Here is a 19367-nt window from a genome sequence, read left to right as displayed (position 1 = left end):
TTTTAGAAGCCTGTCTGAATTTAAAAGCAGGCGTAACGATATTGAGATGGAGCTTTTCATGAAAAAATCAGTAATTGCAGCTGTTGCTGCGATGATGATGGCTGCGCCAGCAATGGCTGCTGAGGAAACTGCCGCAACTTCTGGTGGTTCCGCTGGCGGTGCATCTGCTTCTGCTGCTGCAGTTGGCGGTGTATCTGCTACTGCAGTAGCAATTGGCGCAGCTGTTGTTGCTGTTGCTGTTGTCGCTGTTGACGCTGGTAGCAATGACACAGCAACCACCACTTCAACTTCTCTAACCACTCAAGGTTAATTGATAAGTTGTATATAAAAACCGAACAGTGAAAGCTGTTCGGTTTTCTTTGTTTTTGAGCCGTTGCTTTTTCCATCGCGACAGATAATCGCCATTCCCCATAGAGATCTCGTTGTAGTGCTATGAACAATAAGAGAACAGGCCTAAGGGCCACTGCGCTATTTTGTGTACTGAGTGCACTTTCTGGATGCAGTCAAAAATTTGAAGATGTACAAGACACTATGTCTCTCGCGCTATTTGGGCATGACGATGTTGTTGTCGCACCTGAAAAAATCAATAGCCTCCCTTATGCCAGCCTCTATACCAAAACAGATTCTAGTGGTCAGGCTTTCATGGTGCTTGGTTACGCCACTGCGAGTCCATCAAGTCAGCCCGGTTCAGAAAAAATCGTTCAATTGAAATGGCTTTCCGCGAATAACGAAATGCTGGTGACTGAAGCTGGACGCATTGTAAAAACCGTTAACCTTCTTGGTAGCAACCTGACTGCAAGCTCCTCCCTAGATGCCGACCCCTTAGCCACTGGCTTGTTAAACGGCAACACACCTTACCAATGGCGCAGGACTGTGGATTGGCAACCGGGATTTCATTCTGGCTACACCTTAGAATCTCGCTTTGAAAAAACCGGTGAAAACACATTATTAGTCAACGAGAAGCCAGTCTCTACGGTTCATTTTATCGAGTATGTACATGCTCCTGAGTTGAACATACGCTTCGAAAATGAATTCTGGCTTCACCCAGTCACTGGACATGTCATTGCGAGTATACAAACGCCTGCACCAGGCATGGAAAGCATCGAGATTACCGTACTCAAACCCTTTTCAGGAGTGAGTGAGTAGTATGAACCCGTCTTCTTTCTTCCGTTCTTTCATGTTGGGGCGCGTTGCATTGCTTGCCCTATCTCTGTTTTCATTTTCGCCAATCGTATTTGCACAACAAACAACGGTGAGTGTGGTTACCAACGACAGCGCCGAAAAAACGTATTCAGTGGTATTCGATGGCCGTCCCCGCGTTTCTCAAGTGGTTGAACAAGGCCTGACGTTAGTGACGCAGGAAAGACCGAACAAACTGGCACACGCAGCAGATGTGATTTATTGGCAAGGTGCGGGGCTGTTTGACAGTTCCGCATCAAACGACTCTGACGTGCTACTCGCAGACATTACCACCAAACTAACAACACTCGCTGAACGCTGGCAAGACGATGAAGATAAGCTTTCTGCGGTGAATGCTCTTTCTGAATTTTTGGCGTCTTCCATTTTCCAAACTCGCATCGCCGTTGAATTAGACCAGGATTTTTATCTTGCAGGCAGCAATGTTAACCCTCTGGTAAAAGGCGAATTAACCTTGTTGCTGCCACCCCGCCCTAACCATGTGTGGGTGATTGGTGCGGTGGAAAAAGCTAACGATACGGACTTTTCTCCACGCCATATTGCTGGGGATTACCTCAAATTGGCAGAGACACTCAATACCTTTGGGATTAATGATGTTTCTGTGATTCAACCAGGCGGCGTTTTAGAAACACATCACGTTGCTTACTGGAATGAAATTCCTAAGAACATTGCCCCTGGGGCAGTCATTTTTGTGCCTTTCCAAGGTTTACCTTCTGCGCTGGCATCGCTAAACCGCGATATAGCGCGTCTTCTTCAACATCGGGTTATGTAGTCATGCATCGTCGTATTTTTCAATTATCGTCTCTTACGCTGACATTGATGCATGCCTTGCCTGCAGTGGCGAATGACCAAGATTTCACGCTATTTAGACCTACCCAAAGTGATTTTGGTGGCGTTGGGCTGATGCAAATGCCAACGGGTCGAGTCGCGCCAGAAGGGGAGTTTTCGATAGGTGTAACCATGAATGACGATTATCGTCATTACCATAGTTCACTTCAGTTGATGCCATGGCTGGAAGCGACGATTCGTTATACACAAGTACCTGATTTGCTTTATAGCGGTGATGATAGTTTCAGTGGGGACACCTACTACACCGACAAGGGCATTGATGTAAAACTGCGCTTGTGGGAAGAAAGCTATTGGCTACCTGAAACCTCTATTGGTATGCGTGATATTGGCGGCACTGGCTTATTTGATGGTGAGTACATTGCGGCCAGCAAGCACGTTGGCCCTTTTGACTTCACAGCGGGTATTGGGTGGGGTTACATCGGTAACAGTGCCAACCTAAAAGGCGATACTAGCTTAGGTTATGACTGTGGGCGTGATACTTCTTACAAAGGCAAGGGTGGCAGTGTTGATTTCGCCCGTTGGTTTACGGGGTGCGCATCTGTTTTTGGTGGTGTTGAATACCAAACCCCATGGCAGCCGCTTCGCTTAAAAGTCGAGTACGACGCCAATAACTATAAGAGCGATTTCATTGTTACGCGCTCTGACAAACCAATGCCGCAAGATTCGTCATTCAACTACGGCATGGTGTACACCTTTGGTGATTGGGGCGACATTCGCGCCAGTTATGAGCGCGGCAATACTTGGACACTTGGCTTCACGCTGAAAACCAACTTTAATTCATTGTCGCAAAGCTGGGTAGATACGCCAACACCGGCTTATGCGCCAAAGCCTCAGACAGATGCGGCTGACATTGATTGGCAGCGGGTCGCACAGGATCTAGACACGGTAGCGGGTTATCGCGAGGCGAAAATCTACGCTGATAATAAAACTGTGACCGTCGTCGGCTCACAAGGCAAATACCGCGATCGCGAATTGGCCCATGAAAAAGGCGCGATGATTCTGGCGAACACAGGAACGTCAGCGTCGACGTTTAACTTGGTAGAGCAGCAAGCTAACCAGACGACAACCCAAACCACCATTGATGTGGCCGCTTATCGCAAGGTGGCGAATCAAGAATATGTGGGGGCAAAGGTCTCAGACGCGACAACGCTGGTTAACCCAAATTCGCCGCGCGGCATGCTACAGGCTGATACCAGTGAACCTTGGTCTGTCAGTTTCTCCCCTAACCTTCAACAATCGATTGGCGGTTCGGAAGATTTCTATCTGTTCAACATTGGTGTGACTGGCGGTGCGAGCTATTGGCTGACGGACAACATCGAGTTTGGCGGCAGCGTTTACGTTAACCTTTATGATAACTACGACAAGTTTAAATATGACGTACCACCTGATGGCACGGATTTAAAACGTGTTCGTACTTTGGTTCGCCAGTATATTTCTGACAACCCTGTTCGCGTGAGTAACCTTCAGTTAACCGCGTTTGATAAGTTCGGCGACAGTGTCTATGTGCAAGGCTACGGCGGCTATCTTGAAACCATGTTTGCGGGTGTCGGCGGTGAAGTGCTTTATCGCCCACTGAAGAGCAACTGGGCATTCGGGATGGATGTGAACTATGTGGCGCAGCGCGACCCGAATTCTGAGTTTGGTATTTTCACGGAAGAGCGCCACTACGACCCAACAACAGGCCGTTACTACAATGTGCAAACCGGTACGCAAACGGGGCATTTCACGACGTACTACCGCCCTGAATGGAGCTGGTTTGATGACTTGCTGATAAAAGCGAGTGTGGGCCAATATTTGGCGGAAGATAAAGGCGTAACGCTGGATGTGTCGAAACAATTCGACAGTGGTGTGATTGCGGGCGCTTACATGGCGAAAACCAACCTGTCGGCGGAGCAATTCGGCGAAGGGAGCTTTAACAAGGGCTTCTATATTTCGATCCCGTTTGACATCTTCACGGTGAAACCAAGTGCCAACCGAGCAGTGATTGGCTGGACGCCTTTATCCCGTGATGGCGGTCAAATGCTGGGCCGTAAGTACAGCTTGTATAGCATGACCAATGCACGTTACCCAGGTTCGGAGTTTACGAACAAGTAACTGGCATTAATCGTTGCACAATACTGAAAACAAAAATGGCGCTCGATTGAGCGCCATTTTCTATTGGTCAGCTGCGAGAGTGACAATATTCGCTAAGCCTTTGTCCTGTATCTGTTTAGCAAACGCTTCTTGAGCTTGACGATCACCATGCACAATTCGAATCTCTTTAGGCCTTGATTCAATCCCTTCTATAAACGCCAATAAATCGTTTTGATCAGCATGGGCTGAATAGCCTGACATAGTATGAATGTGAGCGTTCACTTCGATGTGATGACCTGATATTTCAACCCTCTTGCTGCCTCGTTGTATTTCTCGCCCCAAGGTGCCACGCGCTTGATAACCTGCAAGGATCACATCGGTTCTTTTGTCTGGCAGTAGCGCTTCTAGGTAATTGAGTATTCGTCCGCCATTACACATGCCACTGGCTGCGACCACAATGGCAGGCTCTCCAGTTTGTTTAAGGCGGTTAACCAGCGCTTGGTGGTCATGGTGACTGTCGATGGTAATACATTGGTCAAATGCTAGCGGGTGTCGCCCTTCTTCCAAATGCCCTTTGGCTTCTTTTCCCCACAACGTTTTAAATTGTCGATATTGTTTGGTCACTTCAGAGGCCATGGGCGAATCTAAGATCACTGGCAGTTTTGACCATTCACGCAGCTCGCTATCGTTAAGCTGCGTGGCAATAAGGTTTTCAATATCGAACAATAATTCCTGCGTTCGCCCTACGCTAAAAGCCGGAATAATAACCACACCACCGTCAAGCAGGGACCGATTGATTAATGTTTTTAAGCGTTCGGTTCGCGAAGCAATCGATTCGTGCGTTTTGTCTCCGTAAGTACTTTCGATGACCAATACATCAGCGCGCTCTGGTGATTTGGGATCGGGCAGTAACGGGGTGTTGCTTGGTCCAAGGTCGCCAGAGAACACCAAAACCTGCTCATCCGGTAATTTCACTTCAATGTAGGAAGAACCCAAAATGTGCCCCGCCGGTTGAAAGCGAATATCGCCGATTGTCCCGAACGCGTTAACGACGCTCGTCCAAACACCATACTCTATTGGCTGAGTGAGGGTACGGATCAGGTTCAAAATGCGCTTTCGCTGTCGCGCCTTCATTCCTAACTGCAAGCGAAGCCCATCATCAAGCATCATCGGCATCAGTTTGGCTGTGGCTTCAGTACAGTATATGGGCGCACGAAAACCTGCCGCTAATAGCCAAGGTATTCTGCCAATGTGGTCGATATGGGTGTGGGTGACAAGTAACGCATCGATATCTTTAACGGGAAAATCGACGTTGAGCGGTTTGGTTTCATCGCCCTGAAATAGCCCGCAATCAACAAGCAGTTTACCGTGATGGGTGTCGAGTTGGTGGCATGAGCCAGTGACGCCGGTTTTTGCGCCATGGTGGGTGATGTGGAAGGTGTTATAGTTCGTATTTGGATCGGTGATGGGCATGACAAGCTCCTTAAAGCGCGCCTCTATCATGCCAATTTTTCACAAAAAAAATCCCCTTACTGGTGTGATTTCAGAAAGGGGATACATTTTTCTCAAACTGCGCTGGAGGCTTGCGACGTTTAAGCGAGAGATTTCACACTTAAGTCGGTATCTTTGACCGATGGCGCCCGTGTAAACAACAATACCCCCGACATGAGAGTAAACAGGTAGACAAGATGCGTGTGATGGAAAGGCACATCTGTCAAGCCTGCCAAGGCAATCATCAATACAATACTGCTGAGTAAAGGATCGAATTGAAGCCCTACTGCACCAGCAGGTTTTATTGAAAATAACGGCGATACAAGCCAAATGAGCAGAATGACCAAACCAAATACACCATAACGTGAAAGTGTATCGATATACTGGTTGTGTAAATGTGGCTGTACCGCTGCAGCGTGGTTTTCCATTTTTTCGATGTTGGAGCTAAGTTCTTTATCTCCTACACCAAAAAAAAGATGATGCTTAGCTATCGTCATCCCTTCCATCCACAAACTCAGCCTGATACCGGTAGAGGTTCCGTAATGGCCGTTTGCAACATCCTGAAACTCTATCGCGGTTTGCTGGATTCGAAGATCAATCTTGTCTTGAAACGAAAAATAGCCGGCAACAATGGCAACCAATACCAGCAGTAGCGTCACAACAGAATGACGTCGTGAAGAAGGTAATAAACAGAACACCAGATACAATGTGACCAATGGGAAGAACAACAGCACGCCACGAACATCCGTCAGAAACAGTGCAGCCGTTGCCGATATCAAACCCATAGTGGCAAATAAACGGAAACAACACTGTTTTTCTGACAGAATAAAATTGAGAGAGACTAAAGCAAGCACAGCGCAATACAGTGCATAAGGGATTGGATTCGTGGCAATGCCAACCCTTTCTATTCCCATCACAACATACTCGTAGCCCGCATTCAGACCGCAAACCACTGCAGCTATGACTAAAAACCATTTAATAAGATTTGGTGATACGCGGGACCAAGGAACTAGTGCTAAATACACCAGGCTTGTTAACAATGTACGAGAAAAACCGAATTGATCTCCACGAAGAAGATGCATTAACGTAAAGTACAAAAATGCAAGAAGGCTAGTAACTAACAAGGGTTTCAGAGATGACGTGTTCCAATTTTGCTTTATGGCGTCACGATAAAAGACGAAGCAATATACGCAAACCAAAGGAATGACGCGTGAAAGCACCCATTTCGTGTCGACAAAGTTAAATATAGAGACCAACATAACAGCAAGAGGGCTTATAAGAAACACGGTTTCTAAAAACCTTTTGACCTGAGCAAGAGACGTTTTACTTGAATTTGGGTTCATCATTCTAAACTACGAATATTAATAAATGCCAAAAGGCTCAGAGTTAAACTATCGCTCGTCCTATGAGATTTTCTATAAGTCACTACTTGCTCATATCCTGGAGCTTTTTTCTGTACATGACTGAAAGCATAATTTTCTTGTAGGCTGTATATAGTTCTCTCGAAAGCTTTCTGTATATAGGCGTTTTGAAACTATCTTTATGTTGTATAGTTGACTCAATACCTACATGCTCTGCCATAAAGTTAGGTGTTAGTTGATAGGAATATTGACCGTGAATAAAGTTGGCGCCGACAAAACAGTCCACAGGTAAACACCAACGATGCTTTACCAACTTCGCCGCCGCAGAGGGAGAGATAGCATAAGCGCACAACCCTCCGTAGTTATCTTTCATCAAATTAATCTGGAAGTCCGCCACCTCAAAAATATTAGTGAAATCACCACCTTCATTGATACTTTGAAGACGAATAAATCCAAGTTCTTGTACCTTGTTGAGCGCAAAGTTGGCAATTTCGAGCGCGTTTTCATGAAGTTCAATATCGTCTTCACAAACTATAATTGGTCGGTTTAACTCAATACACTTTAACCACATCAGATAGTGGCTCGCGTAACAACCAAGCTCGCCTTTAGACGGCATTTTACCGCTGGTTAACCACAACCTCTTTGGATAGTCATAATCTTCAGCCAACACGGGAATGGCGGCATGACCATCAATTCCATCAAAAAAGGCGAATTCAATACTTTTCTCTGCCATTTCCTTTGCCACTTTTTCGCGGCGGTCAGTACATCTTGGCAGGCTGATCACATAGATGTCAGGCACTTTTATCACTTTCTAATGGCGTCGAAATAAGAATGTCGATGTTACATCAAATTGGTAGGAGGTTCGAGCAAGTTGTTATGATTTCAAGTGTAGAAAAGCAAAAGCGGCCAGATAGGCCGCTTTTTAGAGAGTGCATATTTAAGGCAGCACCATAAAGAAAAAGCCTTTCTAGATCCCGCCACTACTATTCAACTTAACAACATTGGCTTTTTCTGTATTATTCCCTGCATTCCAAACCAAATCACCAATACCATCCGTAGGTGAGAAATCTGTCGGAGCTTCAAGGAGAATTTGCCTTATAGCTTGGTGATCAAAATCATGACAAGCTTTGTCGAGCTTATCCATCAGAACAGTGTAATCAGAAAGAGGGAGATAACGTTCATTCGCCGTCATGATACGCTCATGCGCAGTGCGCTCGACGTTGTCCCCAATCAACAACTCCTCATAAAGCTTCTCACCTGGGCGGAGACCAGTGTAGGCAATCTCTATGTCTCCGTGAGGGTTATCCTGACTTTTCACGTCTAGCCCCGACAACTGGATCAAGTTAGTCGCCAAATCTACAATTCTCACAGGCTCGCCCATATCGAGAACGAAGACATCTCCACCTTTGCCCATTGCACCAGCCTGTATAACAAGCTGCGCAGCTTCGCGAATGGTCATAAAATAGCGAATGATATCTGGATGCGTAACCGTAACGGGCCCGCCGGAAGCAATTTGCCGCTTAAACAGCGGAATCACCGATCCTGAGGAACCAAGAACGTTACCAAAACGCACCATGCAAAAGCGAGTGTTGTGGCCAGTGATTGCTTCCTCTTCAGCCAGCGCCTGAAGGGCAAGTTCCGCCATACGCTTAGTGGTGCCCATCACGTTCGTGGGGCGTACTGCTTTATCGGTCGAAATCAGAACAAACGATTCAACCCCCGCTTTCACTGCTGCTTTTGCCGCATAATAGGTACCAAACACATTATTGCGCACCCCTTCCACCACATTGTATTCAACGAGTGGTACATGTTTGTATGCAGCTGCATGGTAAACCGTCTGCACATTAAAACTTTTAAAGGTAACTGCGAGGCGGTTAATTCGCTGAACTGAGCCAAGCAATGGAACGATATCAACTGCCAACCCTTGCTCTGCAACCAAGCAGGTCAACTCTCGGTCAATGCTGTATAGACCAAACTCTGACAATTCAAACAATACGAGTTTACTTGGACCATGTTGAACTATCTGTCGGCACAGTTCGCTGCCAATAGAGCCGCCGGCTCCAGTTACCATAACAACTTTGCCGCGAATATTGGCCTCCAACAGAGCCGTTTGCGGCACCACAGAGTCACGACCGAGCAAATCATCAATATCTACGTCCTTGAGCTCATCGATGTTCGCTTTACCCTCCACAATGTCCCGCATATCCGGCACCGTTAAGACCTCTGCAGGTAAGGGTACCAACATATCGATAATTTGCTTACGTCTAGCTCGTGTAGCACTCGGTAATGCTAGAAGGATTTGCTTAACGCCGTATTTGCCAATTAAGCGTGACGCCTCGCTGATGCAGTGGACAGGTAACCCCATTAGTAGCGTATTTTTGAGAGTGGTGTCTTCGTCAATAAAGCCCACTACTTTATGGGATTCTGACTGACGTAAGGCAAGTGCCAACTGGCGACCAGCGGAACCCGCGCCGTAAATAAGCACAGCAGATTTTCTACGAAGGCCCGACTGCGCAACAAGTGTACGCACAATTAACCGCGCGCCTCCACATAGCAAGCACAAGAACGCACCATAAATTATGGGAACTGAGCGAGGCATTGGGGCTTGAAGGTAAAACGCGACTACTGCAACGGTCAACGCCGAAACAACAGTGCCAATAGCCACTACTGCCAGCGCATGGAACGACAAATAACGTAATACAGCACGGTAGAGACCGAGCTTAATGAAAGTGAGTACAGTGACGACAACTGTTACAACAATCACAATCTGAATGTCCGCAGCAGAAATGGGCCTGACGGATCCAATACGTGTCCAGTAGGCGCCATAAAATGCCACCAACACAAAAAGCATATCGATTCCAATACTTATTATGCGCTTATTCAGGCGGGACAGTTCCCAAATGAAATTCAACCTAGCCATGTTTTTTTGTCTTATAGAAGGCAACGAATAGACATTCGAGCCGTTTGCGGAATGGAAAACAGGTAATGACAAGTGTAACTGCACCAGCAAGGAAGCGCAAAGGCCTTTCAATCACTTTGCTCGGAAGCAAACACTCTTTGATAAGCCTGTGTGACGAAGTAACCCCTACTGTATCCTACTCAGTCTCTATTTTTTCATCGCGTCACCTTTACCACTGCCTGCTGCAGTCATCAAAATATATTTGAAGTAATTTTTCAGTGTCAATGTATCAATCATTTGCTTGTCAGTTTTAGCCAAGAGTTCGGGCGTTGACATATCTATATTTTGCACCTGCGCCAAACCAGTAATGCCTGGAAGCACATCATAAACTCCTAAGCCCTCACGCTCTTTGATAAGCTCACTTTGATTAAACAAATTAGGGCGCGGGCCAACTAAGCTCATCTCACCTTTCATTACATTGATAAGTTGTGGCAATTCATCAATTTTAGTTTTACGCAAAAAGTTACCTAGTTTGGTTATTGACGTAGTACTTGCCAAATGACTTGCCACAGAACGAGTGTCTACCGACATAGTACGAAATTTAACCAGCTTGAATGGCTTTTTGTTGCGACCTACTCGCTCTTGTACAAAAATGGGTGAGCCAGTATCAAATAAGCCTATCATCGTTACGACAATCAGTACTGGAAATAACAAAAGAAGGCCGAAAAAGGCGGCAAGAAAATCAATCGTACGAATCATTGTTTATTTTTCCAGAATCACGCAAGCTTGTCATCGCTTGTTCCATTGTTAAAGGGGGGATCCAACCTAATACTTCTTTAATGTTGGACGGGTCCACTTCCAAATTCCCATAAAGCTGCTCAATCATCGGCGATCTACCCGTTAATTTACCGACTAATCGCATGACTCCAATAGGGATCGGTAGCTGTAAAATTTTCTTTCCTACTCCCTTAGCAATGGCATTCGTGAAGTCTTTCGTCGACACGGCTTCGCCGTCGCTGGCGAGAAACGTATGTCCGGCAGCTTCGGGGTGAGTTGCGCAGGTGACCAGCAAATCAACGAGATTTTGAACGGCAATAAAGTCACGTCGGTTGTTGGCAACGCCAAAGGGCAAAACAGGCACTTTACTAGCTAATTTCGCCAGCATACCAAAGTTACCCGGTGCATTGGGACCATAGACTAACGTTGGCCGTACTATCACCACTTCAAGTCCGACGTTCTCGGAAATCTGTTTTAACCCTAGCTCTGCGTTGTATTTGGATTGTGCATAAGCATTGTGAGGATTCGCTGTTTCATCAAAGGTAAACGGCTGGTCTTCAGTTGAGGTACCATTCACCCCGATAGAGCTAACAAAAACAAACCGTTTAACACCATTTTTCGCCGCAGCGTGTGCTAATCGAACCGTGCCTTGCGTGTTAATGCTCTGATAGTCTTCACAAGAGAATGTGCCTGAGTGAGCTAAGCCGGCCAAGTGAATAACAACATCAACACCATCAAAGGCCCCATTCCAGTCAGTATCTTCATTTATGCTTTCAACCGTGAAATAGGGCTCTTGACCACGTTTTTCTCCATCACGAACAACCTGCCTATGAATGCGATAGTTGTTCGCTAGATGCTTACCGACAAAGCCTGTGCTACCTGTAAGTAAAATATTCACGACTTTATTGTCTCCTCCGCGACTCTCTGAATAGCGTCTAAAGCCATCTGTTCAGAAAAATGACGCTCCATCACGTTTCGAGGATTAACATCAGTACTTTCAGGGTTGTCCGACAGCTCACTCGCCACAGAGTCCAACAGGCTTGCAAGTTGCTCCGCGTCATCACTAACACAGTGCCAACCCAGTTTGTGTTCTGACAATAGCACCTCTAACTCAGAGCCCGTATCGCCGATATATAAAATCGGCTTGTCCGCAGCCATCGAGAAATAGGCTTTACTTGGTACGCCAAGTCCAAACATCTCAGAGGACAGTGAAACCAATGACACATCGCACGCGTTTAGGCCGATATTGTTCTTTTCAAGATCAAGATTGCCAAAGTAATTGATTCGCTCATAACCGACCTGTTTATTTACAAACTCAGCCGAACGTACTACCTGCTTACTTTCTGAACCACAACCAATAAAAATGAACCGCGAAGATTTATGTTCAGTCAGTGCTATAGCTTTGAGTAAATTGGGGACGCCTTGAAGACGGCCCATGTTACCAAAAAACTGAAACACGACTTTATTCTGCCATCCTAAATCAGAGATCACGCTATTTTCAGACTTCAATTGCGGGAGAATCGTAGTTGTTGATGCCCAATTGGGAATAAACTCTATTTCATCACTTTTGCCAGTTTTATCTTCCAACAGCACCTTCATATCTCGACCGATACAAATCATTTTGTCTGGTGTGGCGTAGACTTTTTTTGAGAAAAACGTCAACAGTCGATAAGGATAACTTGAATGTCGAAGTACCTTTGCTGGCACTAAGTTATTAGGAAAAACATCATGAACCAAGACAAGCCATTTAAACGATGTTCGAAACCGTCTCATTGCGGCTAGTGCGAACATAGTGAGAATAGGGTTGGTCCCGGTAAAAACAAGATCTACCTGATCAATGTCTTTACGAACAGATCGAAGGAAGCGACTTGTTTGCTTCAACTGACCTAACAACCTAGAAATCAAACTATTTTTGTTATGCACTGCGAATTGAACATACCTGGTAGTTACATCGTATTTTTCAGCAAAAATTCGAGAATGATTGGTATCTGGTGTGATGAGAACTACATCAAACGTCTTTTTGAGCTGTTTTACTATTTGAGACCAATAGTAAGCGGTCGAATTATGGTTCTCGCCAATGTACTCAGCGAGAACAAGAACTTTTACCCTTTTCACCCTAATACTCTTTCCAAACGACTCGCTTTACGTAGTCAGTATACGAATGAATAATGCGCACAACCTTGTCAGATACATTAGGCATCGAGTAGTCATAGACTTGACGTAATAAACGCGCATCACCACGCGATTGTGACTCTAAGATGCTAAGCGCTTGCATGACACGCTCCACGCCAAGTCCAACCATCATAACGGACGCTTCTTCCATACCCTCCGGACGCTCATGCGCCTCTCGCAAGTTCAATGCGGGGAAGTTCATGATTGATGACTCCTCATTGATAGTACCACTATCGGAAAGTACTGCCTTCGCATGCTTCTGAAGGTGGTTATAGTCATGGAAACCAAGTGGCTTCAACAACTGAATATTTTTGTGAAAGTCTAAGCCTTGCGCTTCAATGCGATTGCGAGTGCGTGGATGAGTTGACACTATCACTGGCAAATTGTAGTGCTCTGCCACTGTATTTAAAGTCTCTGCTAACTTGGCTAGTTGCTTGGGGGAATCGACATTTTCTTCACGATGTGCACTCACCACAAAGAACTCACTTTTCTGTAATCCAAGTCGAGTGAGTACATCTGAAGTATCTATTTGAAGCATGTAGTGATTAAGAACCTCAAACATTGGGCTACCCGTTTTAATGACTCGATCGGCCGGTAAGCCTTCTGAAAGCAAGTAATCTCGAGCAATTGAACTGTAAGTGAGATTGATATCCGAGGTATGATCGACAATACGGCGGTTTGTTTCTTCAGGTACACGTTGATCGAAGCAACGATTACCGGCTTCCATATGAAAGATCGGTACCTTACGGCGTTTCGCGGGAATAGCTGAGATACAAGAATTCGTATCTCCTAACACAAGCATTGCCTCCGGTTGCACCTCTTCTAGTACTTGATCAACTTTTATGATCACCGTGCCGATAGTTTCCGCCGCATTCTTGCCAGCCGCATTCAGAAAGTAATCGGGCTTGCGAACGCCCAAGTCACTAAAGAACACCTCGTTAAGTTCAAAATCGTAATTCTGCCCTGTGTGTACCAAAATATGTTCGCAGTGCTCATCCAACTTTGCCAGCACGCGGGATAGGCGGATAATTTCAGGACGCGTACCCACTACTGACATTACTTTTAATTTCTTCATTCTTAATTCTCTTGAACGGTTACAGTGGGTGAGAAAATGTATCAGGTGCCTCGCGATCAAAAACCTCATTCGCCCAAAGCATAACAATCATTTCTTCATCGCCAATATTGGTAACATCATGAGACCAGCCGGGTACGGTCTCCACAATTTGAGGTGAGCTACCGTTTGTTTGAAATTCGTAGTGTTCGCCAGTGGCGATATGTTCAAATTTAAACAATGCAGTTCCCTTTAGAACCAGGAATTTTTCGTTTTTACTGTGGTGATAGTGACCGCCACGAGTAATCCCAGGATGAGCGGTAAAGAAAGAAAACTGGCCTGCTTCTTTGAACTTTAATACCTCGCTAAAAACACCACGTTCATCACCGTAACTTGGAATAGAGTAACTAAATTGCGCGGGGGACATATAGCTTAGATAAGTAGCATAAAGCGCTCGAGTTAGACCTGCCCCGACATTTTCTGTCACGAGATTTTCACGGCTATCTCTAAAGGCCTTCAAAAAATCAGCGACTTCACCAACTGTGGTTGGGTACTCAGGTGACACCTTCTTGAAACCACTTGAAACTGCACCATCCAATAGCGCTATCAAGCTCGAACATACATCGTCTATGTAGACAAGCGTTACTGGAGAAAACGGATCATTAATGGTAATGTCGATACCATTTAGTATGTTATAGCAAAATGTTGCTACAAAGGAGTTATAGTTAGGACGACACCACTTACCAAATACATTTGGAAAACGATAAATAACGTAAGGAGCTCCAGTATCCTTGGCATAGAGCTCTACTGCTTGTTCTGCCAAACGTTTACTTATTCCGTATGCATTATCGATTTCAGCTTGAGTCGATGAACTAATCACTAACGGGATTTTTTTACCCCTAGCCTTCAATTCCTGAGTAATAAAACTAGTTAAATCGGCATTTCCTAGATGAAATTCACATTCATCCTTGGGGCGGTTAATACCTGCTAAATGATAGACAAAGTCAGCACAACCTAAATGTTCAGACAACGCATTTCTAGAAGTATCGCGATCAACTTCAACAATATCATTGCAACCATGCTCACGGAGCATAATACAAAGGTTTTTACCAATAAAACCATTAGATCCTGTGACTACAATTTTCATCTAAACACCTTCAGGAACTACTAAGCTGCCAGCTTCAATATCTGCGATAAAGTTAAGCTTGTGTAAAAGTGCGACCATACCTTCAATATCCAAACGTTCAGTATTATGAGAATTATAATCCTCGATAGAAGACAAATCGATATCACCTTCTTCATGGTACTTTGAATAATTCAAATCACGATTATCTGAAGGTATGCGATAGTAACCACCTTGATCCTCTGCCACAAACATCTCTTCTCGACTACAAAGTGCTTCATAGAGCTTCTCGCCGTGACGTGTGCCTATAATATTGACTATATGACTTGTCTTACCTGTTATCTTAAGGAGGGCTTTTACCAATACATCTATTGTTGCGGCAGGCGCCTTTTGGACAAAGATATCACCATTTACACCGTTTTCGAAAGCATGAAGAACTAAATCAACAGCGTCGTCAAGTGTCATCATAAAACGAGTCATATTTGGATCAGTTATTGTGATAGGCTGTTTATTGATTATCTGGCGTAAGAACAAAGGGATAACAGAACCACGTGATGCCATTACATTACCATAGCGAGTAGTTGAAATTACGGTCTTCGTTGAATCAACATTACGAGACTTAGCTACGATAACTTTCTCCATCATGGCTTTGGAAATTCCCATAGCATTAATTGGATAAACAGCCTTATCTGTGCTTAAGCAGACAATACGCTTAACCTCGTTTTGAATAGCAGCCTCAAGAACATTCTCAGTACCTAAAACGTTAGTTTTAACTGCTTCCATTGGGTGAAACTCACATGAAGGCACTTGTTTCAACGCTGCAGCATGATAAACAAAGTCAACACCACGCGTCGCATTCAATAAACTTTGATAATCACGAACGTCACCAATGTAAAACTTCAACTTTGGTGAGTTGTACTTCTTACGCATATCATCCTGTTTCTTCTCATCACGAGAAAAAATTCGAATCTCACCTATGTCAGTATCAAGAAACCGATCAAGTACAGCATTGCCAAAAGAGCCAGTACCGCCTGTAATTAATAAAACTTTAGAGTCAAACATAAAACGAACCATCAATGAAAAAAGTTATTGTAAAAAATGAAAAAGCAACTGGCAGAAACACTCGTTTTAGGTTGGCAAATTCACTAAAATAGGCAACCAAGCACATATATAATAAATATGCGGATAGGGTGACAATACAAACACCAATTATACCAAAGTATGATGCCATTGGATACAATGCTCCAACACTGTACACGCAAACAACAAAGGTGATTTTCGAAATAAGACGCCCCCTCCTTTCATAAAACAGAGAAGACGAGAAATACAAATAGAAAAACAAAAAATACAGCCCACAAGACACTATTACAACAAACTCAAAAATATTAGCATCATTGTAATCAGAGAAATATGGAAGAGCAAACTTGACCGCATACAGAAACGAAAACAACAGAACAGAATTTAAAATCAAGAAAGCTCTAAAGAAGAATTTTGAACCAACTAACTTGTAATTTTTGACGCACAACTGGGGAAGTCCCAAAGCATAACTTGATGAAACTAAGAGAAGTAGAGAAGCCAAAGAGTATGAAAATGAGTAGATTCCTAGTTCATTATCAGTAAAAAACCAGTTAACGAAAAAGCGATCGAAGGATGAACTAATCCACTGTGCGGCAGAATGAGGGATCAATGTTAAGGCAAATAACAAGTAAGAATAATTCAAAAATCGAAATTTTAACCTGCCAAAAACCCTAACTGGCTTTAATAAAGTTCTTAAGTCAAAACCTACAAACAGAAAAGAAAGATTAGAAAAAAAGACGACAATCATGACTATTGTGACTAGATCACCACCTCTTATATCCAGATAAAAAACGCAAAAAATAAAAGTTAAGATCAAAAAGATGAACTTGAAAGAGGTCAATTTGAAATAGTGAGAAGGACCACATTTGAATCGAATATAGTTTGAATTAACCAAAAACAAACATTCAGAAAGCACAAAACCAACAAACCAAAAAATTCTAACGTTGTAAAACAGAGGCGTTAAAAATAAAAACAAAGTAAGAAGCGATAGTATGACAAAGTTATGCAATCTAACAAATCGCATCACTCCAACACGATCAATATAATACTCTCTAGATATGACCACCGATATGTTAAGTGTAAATAAGACCGAAAGTAAAGATGATGAAATTAAATATAAATTCAATTCGCCGAATGCTGCTGGAGGTATATACATTGCTGAAAAAGGCAAAAGGAGAAAGATACCAGCCCTATTTAAACCCGCAGAAAGTCCATATAGTAGAAAATCCTTAACAATCATCTTAGGAGCCTCAGACTTCTTAGCGACTCATAAACTATTACAGCTGCTGTTACTACTATCAGAGATAAAACGATCCTCATATTAAAAAAACCACCACGAAGGATAAGAACGAACATCATGAAAATAAAAAGGAAAATAAAATCCGTTGCTTTTCGATAAGCAAGCCTGCTACAAACCTTGATATATTTGTAGTTTGCTAGAAATAAACACAAAAGCCCAAGAAATAAACCTCCGTATCCGAAATTAATTATCATATTCCCATAAACACCAAAAGTAATATTGGTGGTTCTCCCATCAGATAGCATATCACTATATACCAGTCGAGTCTCTGATGTAGAAACGGGCTTACTCGGCATCACACGCCTTGGAATAAATGCATAGTATGCATCTTCTAATGCGACAAAATAATGATCATTATTGCTATGAACATAATCTATACTGTCCTGAAGAACAAAGGAGCTGTTAAAATCAAGCTTAAATGCATCACTGTTAACGTAATCTATAAAAGAAGTATTCTGCCCATGTCTCAACAGGGAATTACCAGATACAATAGCTATAAAAAGTACTACAAAAATCAATACAAGTGATATTCTAACCTTTTTATCATAAACGAAGAAGTATATAAATCCTATGAACACAAGATAAGAAATAATTGTACTTCGCCCACCGGTCAAAGCTATCAATAGTATAGCTAAAAGTAGAATGCATACTTTATAACCTCTGAAGCCAGATTTATATATATCATAAAGCATTAAAAAAATTAAAAATTGATAAACAAAGAAAACCCACGCTGTACCCACTTTGCTTTTTGCGTAGAACTCTGCATTATGTGTTAAAAGCTGAGAGAAATTGAAGTCACCAAAAACCGAGTAAAAGAGATAAAGGAAAAGACAAGCACAGGTTGCTATCAAGACCAAATAAAAAAACGCATTGATCCCTCGATTCATATTTGAAAAGACTATGGTATGGCTTTTAAATCGAAGTTGATTTTTGTTATATAAACACGTAAAGCAAACAGCTAAACAAAAGTATATCAAAACCTGAGAGATCAAGAAAAAAGTGTAAATGCCATTTAAATCAGGGTATATGTCCAGCGTACTACTTGGAAGATAAAATATCGTATCATATAGAGCCGCCAGGAAAAAAGGACTCATCAAGAAAACTAGCAATGTTTTCATTTTGTCACTCTCAACACACTATCTACAATATCATTAATTGGTGTTTTTGCAGCATTTATGGTGAGTACATTAGGGTCACTATTTTTGTATTCGACTTCTAGAGTTGAATTAAAATGAATAACAACCCTCACTCTAGGGAAACTATCACCAATAAATTTATTGTTAAAACCAGAATATCTACTATTATTATTGGGGTGTGGTTTGACAGCCACAACAACTCTCTCCTCATCAAACAAAAAATTGAATATTTCGTTCTCTAAATGAAAATACTCGTTATTTGACGTACAACATAATAGTACCGCCGAACCTCCTAAATCCGGATGTAAAAAAATGAAAGGAGCGCGAATAGTTACAACAGTGACATTTTCTACAATGTGTTTTTTAAAAATACGTAATTGATCTTCATCATAACATAGCAAGCTTTGGACTGCGCTTATTTTATTCCTTGGTTGATATTCATGTGAAACCAATCCGTGCTGATGAAGATTAACTTTACATCCTAACTTCAGATTGGTTAGAAAATAAGCCCACCTATCATATTGATTAGTTATATATAACTCATTGATATCAGCTGCTACTAAAGCTCGATTTACTTTAATCATCTCAGGAATAAGCATCATTTCGGGGTAAAACCAAAATGAAAACTTAAAGCGCTTAATAAATGCTATAGACAAAATTAGGAAATCAGAAAAATCAGAAAAATTGAAGTCAAGCTTATAACCCCTATCTACAATACCGAAAATGTTATTCGAATCAATTTTACTGAACATTTTCTTTGACTTATCTGAACAAGTGAAATAAACATCTCCCTTTAATATACCAGGAAATGAAACACGAGAAAAAAATGGAGATAACGGGATCAACATAATCAAGACGAAG

At 43.0% G+C, this 19367-nt stretch carries 17 protein-coding genes; 4 read left to right on the top strand and 13 right to left on the bottom strand.

Annotated elements, in window-relative coordinates; translation table 11 throughout:
• The first annotated feature begins 58 nt into the window (after nt 1-58).
• The 4 genes from ACED36_RS19965 to ACED36_RS19950 all read left to right on the top strand — a co-directional run bounded on the left by ACED36_RS19965 (nt 59) and on the right by ACED36_RS19950 (nt 4140).
• Nucleotides 59-310 carry a hypothetical protein gene (locus ACED36_RS19965; RefSeq protein WP_371733739.1) on the top strand — a complete coding sequence of 84 codons (252 nt, stop codon included), beginning with the start codon at nt 59-61 and terminating at the stop codon, nt 308-310.
• A gap of 122 nt (nt 311-432) precedes the next feature.
• Nucleotides 433-1146, top strand: coding sequence for a YjbF family lipoprotein (locus tag ACED36_RS19960; RefSeq protein ID WP_371733738.1), 714 nt, complete (start codon nt 433-435; stop codon nt 1144-1146).
• Between the two features lies 1 nt (nt 1147).
• A complete protein-coding gene (locus tag ACED36_RS19955; protein ID WP_371733737.1) occupies nt 1148-1969 on the top strand; it encodes a capsule biosynthesis GfcC family protein in 822 nt (273 codons plus the stop codon).
• 2 nt (nt 1970-1971) lie between these two features.
• Nucleotides 1972-4140 (top strand): YjbH domain-containing protein, encoded by a 2169-nt coding sequence (locus tag ACED36_RS19950; protein WP_371733736.1) that lies wholly within the window; start codon nt 1972-1974, stop codon nt 4138-4140.
• Nucleotides 4141-4200: 60 nt separating this feature from the next.
• On the opposite strand, the gene ACED36_RS19945 is transcribed toward ACED36_RS19950, so the two are convergent.
• From ACED36_RS19945 to ACED36_RS19885, 13 genes are all read right to left on the bottom strand, one after another.
• Nucleotides 4201-5592: an MBL fold metallo-hydrolase RNA specificity domain-containing protein gene (locus tag ACED36_RS19945; RefSeq protein ID WP_016960227.1), complete on the bottom strand. Its 1392-nt coding sequence runs from the start codon at nt 5590-5592 to the stop codon at nt 4201-4203.
• Nucleotides 5593-5711: 119 nt separating this feature from the next.
• On the bottom strand, nt 5712-6956 hold the full coding sequence (locus tag ACED36_RS19940; RefSeq protein WP_016960226.1) for an O-antigen ligase: 1245 nt from the start codon (nt 6954-6956) through the stop codon (nt 5712-5714).
• Between the two features lie 79 nt (nt 6957-7035).
• The gene (locus ACED36_RS19935) at nt 7036-7770 is read right to left on the bottom strand and encodes a glycosyltransferase family 25 protein (protein ID WP_241823343.1); all 735 of its coding nucleotides are present in this window, start codon (nt 7768-7770) and stop codon (nt 7036-7038) included.
• 168 nt (nt 7771-7938) lie between these two features.
• Nucleotides 7939-9891, bottom strand: coding sequence for a nucleoside-diphosphate sugar epimerase/dehydratase (locus ACED36_RS19930; RefSeq protein WP_029486436.1), 1953 nt, complete (start codon nt 9889-9891; stop codon nt 7939-7941).
• A gap of 186 nt (nt 9892-10077) precedes the next feature.
• Complete coding sequence (locus ACED36_RS19925; RefSeq protein ID WP_016960223.1) at nt 10078-10629, bottom strand: sugar transferase; 552 nt, start codon at nt 10627-10629, stop codon at nt 10078-10080.
• Nucleotides 10613-11545, bottom strand: a complete 933-nt coding sequence (locus ACED36_RS19920; protein ID WP_016960222.1) for an NAD-dependent epimerase/dehydratase family protein — start codon at nt 11543-11545, stop codon at nt 10613-10615. Before ACED36_RS19920 ends, ACED36_RS19925 begins: the two co-directional genes overlap by 17 nt.
• Nucleotides 11542-12762, bottom strand: coding sequence for a glycosyltransferase family 4 protein (locus ACED36_RS19915; protein ID WP_016960220.1), 1221 nt, complete (start codon nt 12760-12762; stop codon nt 11542-11544). Before ACED36_RS19915 ends, ACED36_RS19920 begins: the two co-directional genes overlap by 4 nt.
• A gap of 1 nt (nt 12763) precedes the next feature.
• Nucleotides 12764-13894, bottom strand: a complete 1131-nt coding sequence (gene wecB, locus ACED36_RS19910) for a non-hydrolyzing UDP-N-acetylglucosamine 2-epimerase (RefSeq protein WP_016960219.1) — start codon at nt 13892-13894, stop codon at nt 12764-12766.
• Nucleotides 13895-13913: 19 nt separating this feature from the next.
• On the bottom strand, nt 13914-15017 hold the full coding sequence (locus tag ACED36_RS19905; RefSeq protein WP_016960218.1) for an NAD-dependent epimerase/dehydratase family protein: 1104 nt from the start codon (nt 15015-15017) through the stop codon (nt 13914-13916).
• Nucleotides 15018-16055, bottom strand: coding sequence for a polysaccharide biosynthesis protein (locus tag ACED36_RS19900; RefSeq protein WP_016960217.1), 1038 nt, complete (start codon nt 16053-16055; stop codon nt 15018-15020).
• Complete coding sequence (locus ACED36_RS19895) at nt 16048-17310, bottom strand: hypothetical protein (RefSeq protein WP_016960216.1); 1263 nt, start codon at nt 17308-17310, stop codon at nt 16048-16050. Before ACED36_RS19895 ends, ACED36_RS19900 begins: the two co-directional genes overlap by 8 nt.
• Nucleotides 17307-18488, bottom strand: a complete 1182-nt coding sequence (locus ACED36_RS19890) for an oligosaccharide repeat unit polymerase (RefSeq protein ID WP_016960215.1) — start codon at nt 18486-18488, stop codon at nt 17307-17309. Before ACED36_RS19890 ends, ACED36_RS19895 begins: the two co-directional genes overlap by 4 nt.
• Nucleotides 18485-19360 carry a hypothetical protein gene (locus ACED36_RS19885; protein ID WP_141709915.1) on the bottom strand — a complete coding sequence of 292 codons (876 nt, stop codon included), beginning with the start codon at nt 19358-19360 and terminating at the stop codon, nt 18485-18487. Before ACED36_RS19885 ends, ACED36_RS19890 begins: the two co-directional genes overlap by 4 nt.
• Nucleotides 19361-19367: the final 7 nt, after the last annotated feature.

Source organism: Enterovibrio sp. FF113 (assembly GCF_041439165.1).
GTDB lineage: Bacteria > Pseudomonadota > Gammaproteobacteria > Enterobacterales > Vibrionaceae > Enterovibrio > Enterovibrio norvegicus_A.
Note: the sequence above shows the minus strand (reverse complement) of the source record. Positions and strands in the feature narration are given on the sequence as shown.

Coding starts and splice junctions, on each gene's coding strand:
- ACED36_RS19965 (WP_371733739.1), top strand. CDS start 59: ATGAAAAAATCAGTAATTGCAGCTGTTGCTGCGATGATGATGGCTGCG.
- ACED36_RS19960 (WP_371733738.1), top strand. CDS start 433: ATGAACAATAAGAGAACAGGCCTAAGGGCCACTGCGCTATTTTGTGTA.
- ACED36_RS19955 (WP_371733737.1), top strand. CDS start 1,148: ATGAACCCGTCTTCTTTCTTCCGTTCTTTCATGTTGGGGCGCGTTGCA.
- ACED36_RS19950 (WP_371733736.1), top strand. CDS start 1,972: ATGCATCGTCGTATTTTTCAATTATCGTCTCTTACGCTGACATTGATG.
- ACED36_RS19945 (WP_016960227.1), bottom strand. CDS start 5,592: ATGCCCATCACCGATCCAAATACGAACTATAACACCTTCCACATCACC.
- ACED36_RS19940 (WP_016960226.1), bottom strand. CDS start 6,956: ATGATGAACCCAAATTCAAGTAAAACGTCTCTTGCTCAGGTCAAAAGG.
- ACED36_RS19930 (WP_029486436.1), bottom strand. CDS start 9,891: ATGGCTAGGTTGAATTTCATTTGGGAACTGTCCCGCCTGAATAAGCGC.
- ACED36_RS19925 (WP_016960223.1), bottom strand. CDS start 10,629: ATGATTCGTACGATTGATTTTCTTGCCGCCTTTTTCGGCCTTCTTTTG.
- wecB (WP_016960219.1), bottom strand. CDS start 13,894: ATGAAGAAATTAAAAGTAATGTCAGTAGTGGGTACGCGTCCTGAAATT.
- ACED36_RS19905 (WP_016960218.1), bottom strand. CDS start 15,017: ATGAAAATTGTAGTCACAGGATCTAATGGTTTTATTGGTAAAAACCTT.
- ACED36_RS19900 (WP_016960217.1), bottom strand. CDS start 16,055: ATGTTTGACTCTAAAGTTTTATTAATTACAGGCGGTACTGGCTCTTTT.
- ACED36_RS19895 (WP_016960216.1), bottom strand. CDS start 17,310: ATGATTGTTAAGGATTTTCTACTATATGGACTTTCTGCGGGTTTAAAT.
- ACED36_RS19890 (WP_016960215.1), bottom strand. CDS start 18,488: ATGAAAACATTGCTAGTTTTCTTGATGAGTCCTTTTTTCCTGGCGGCT.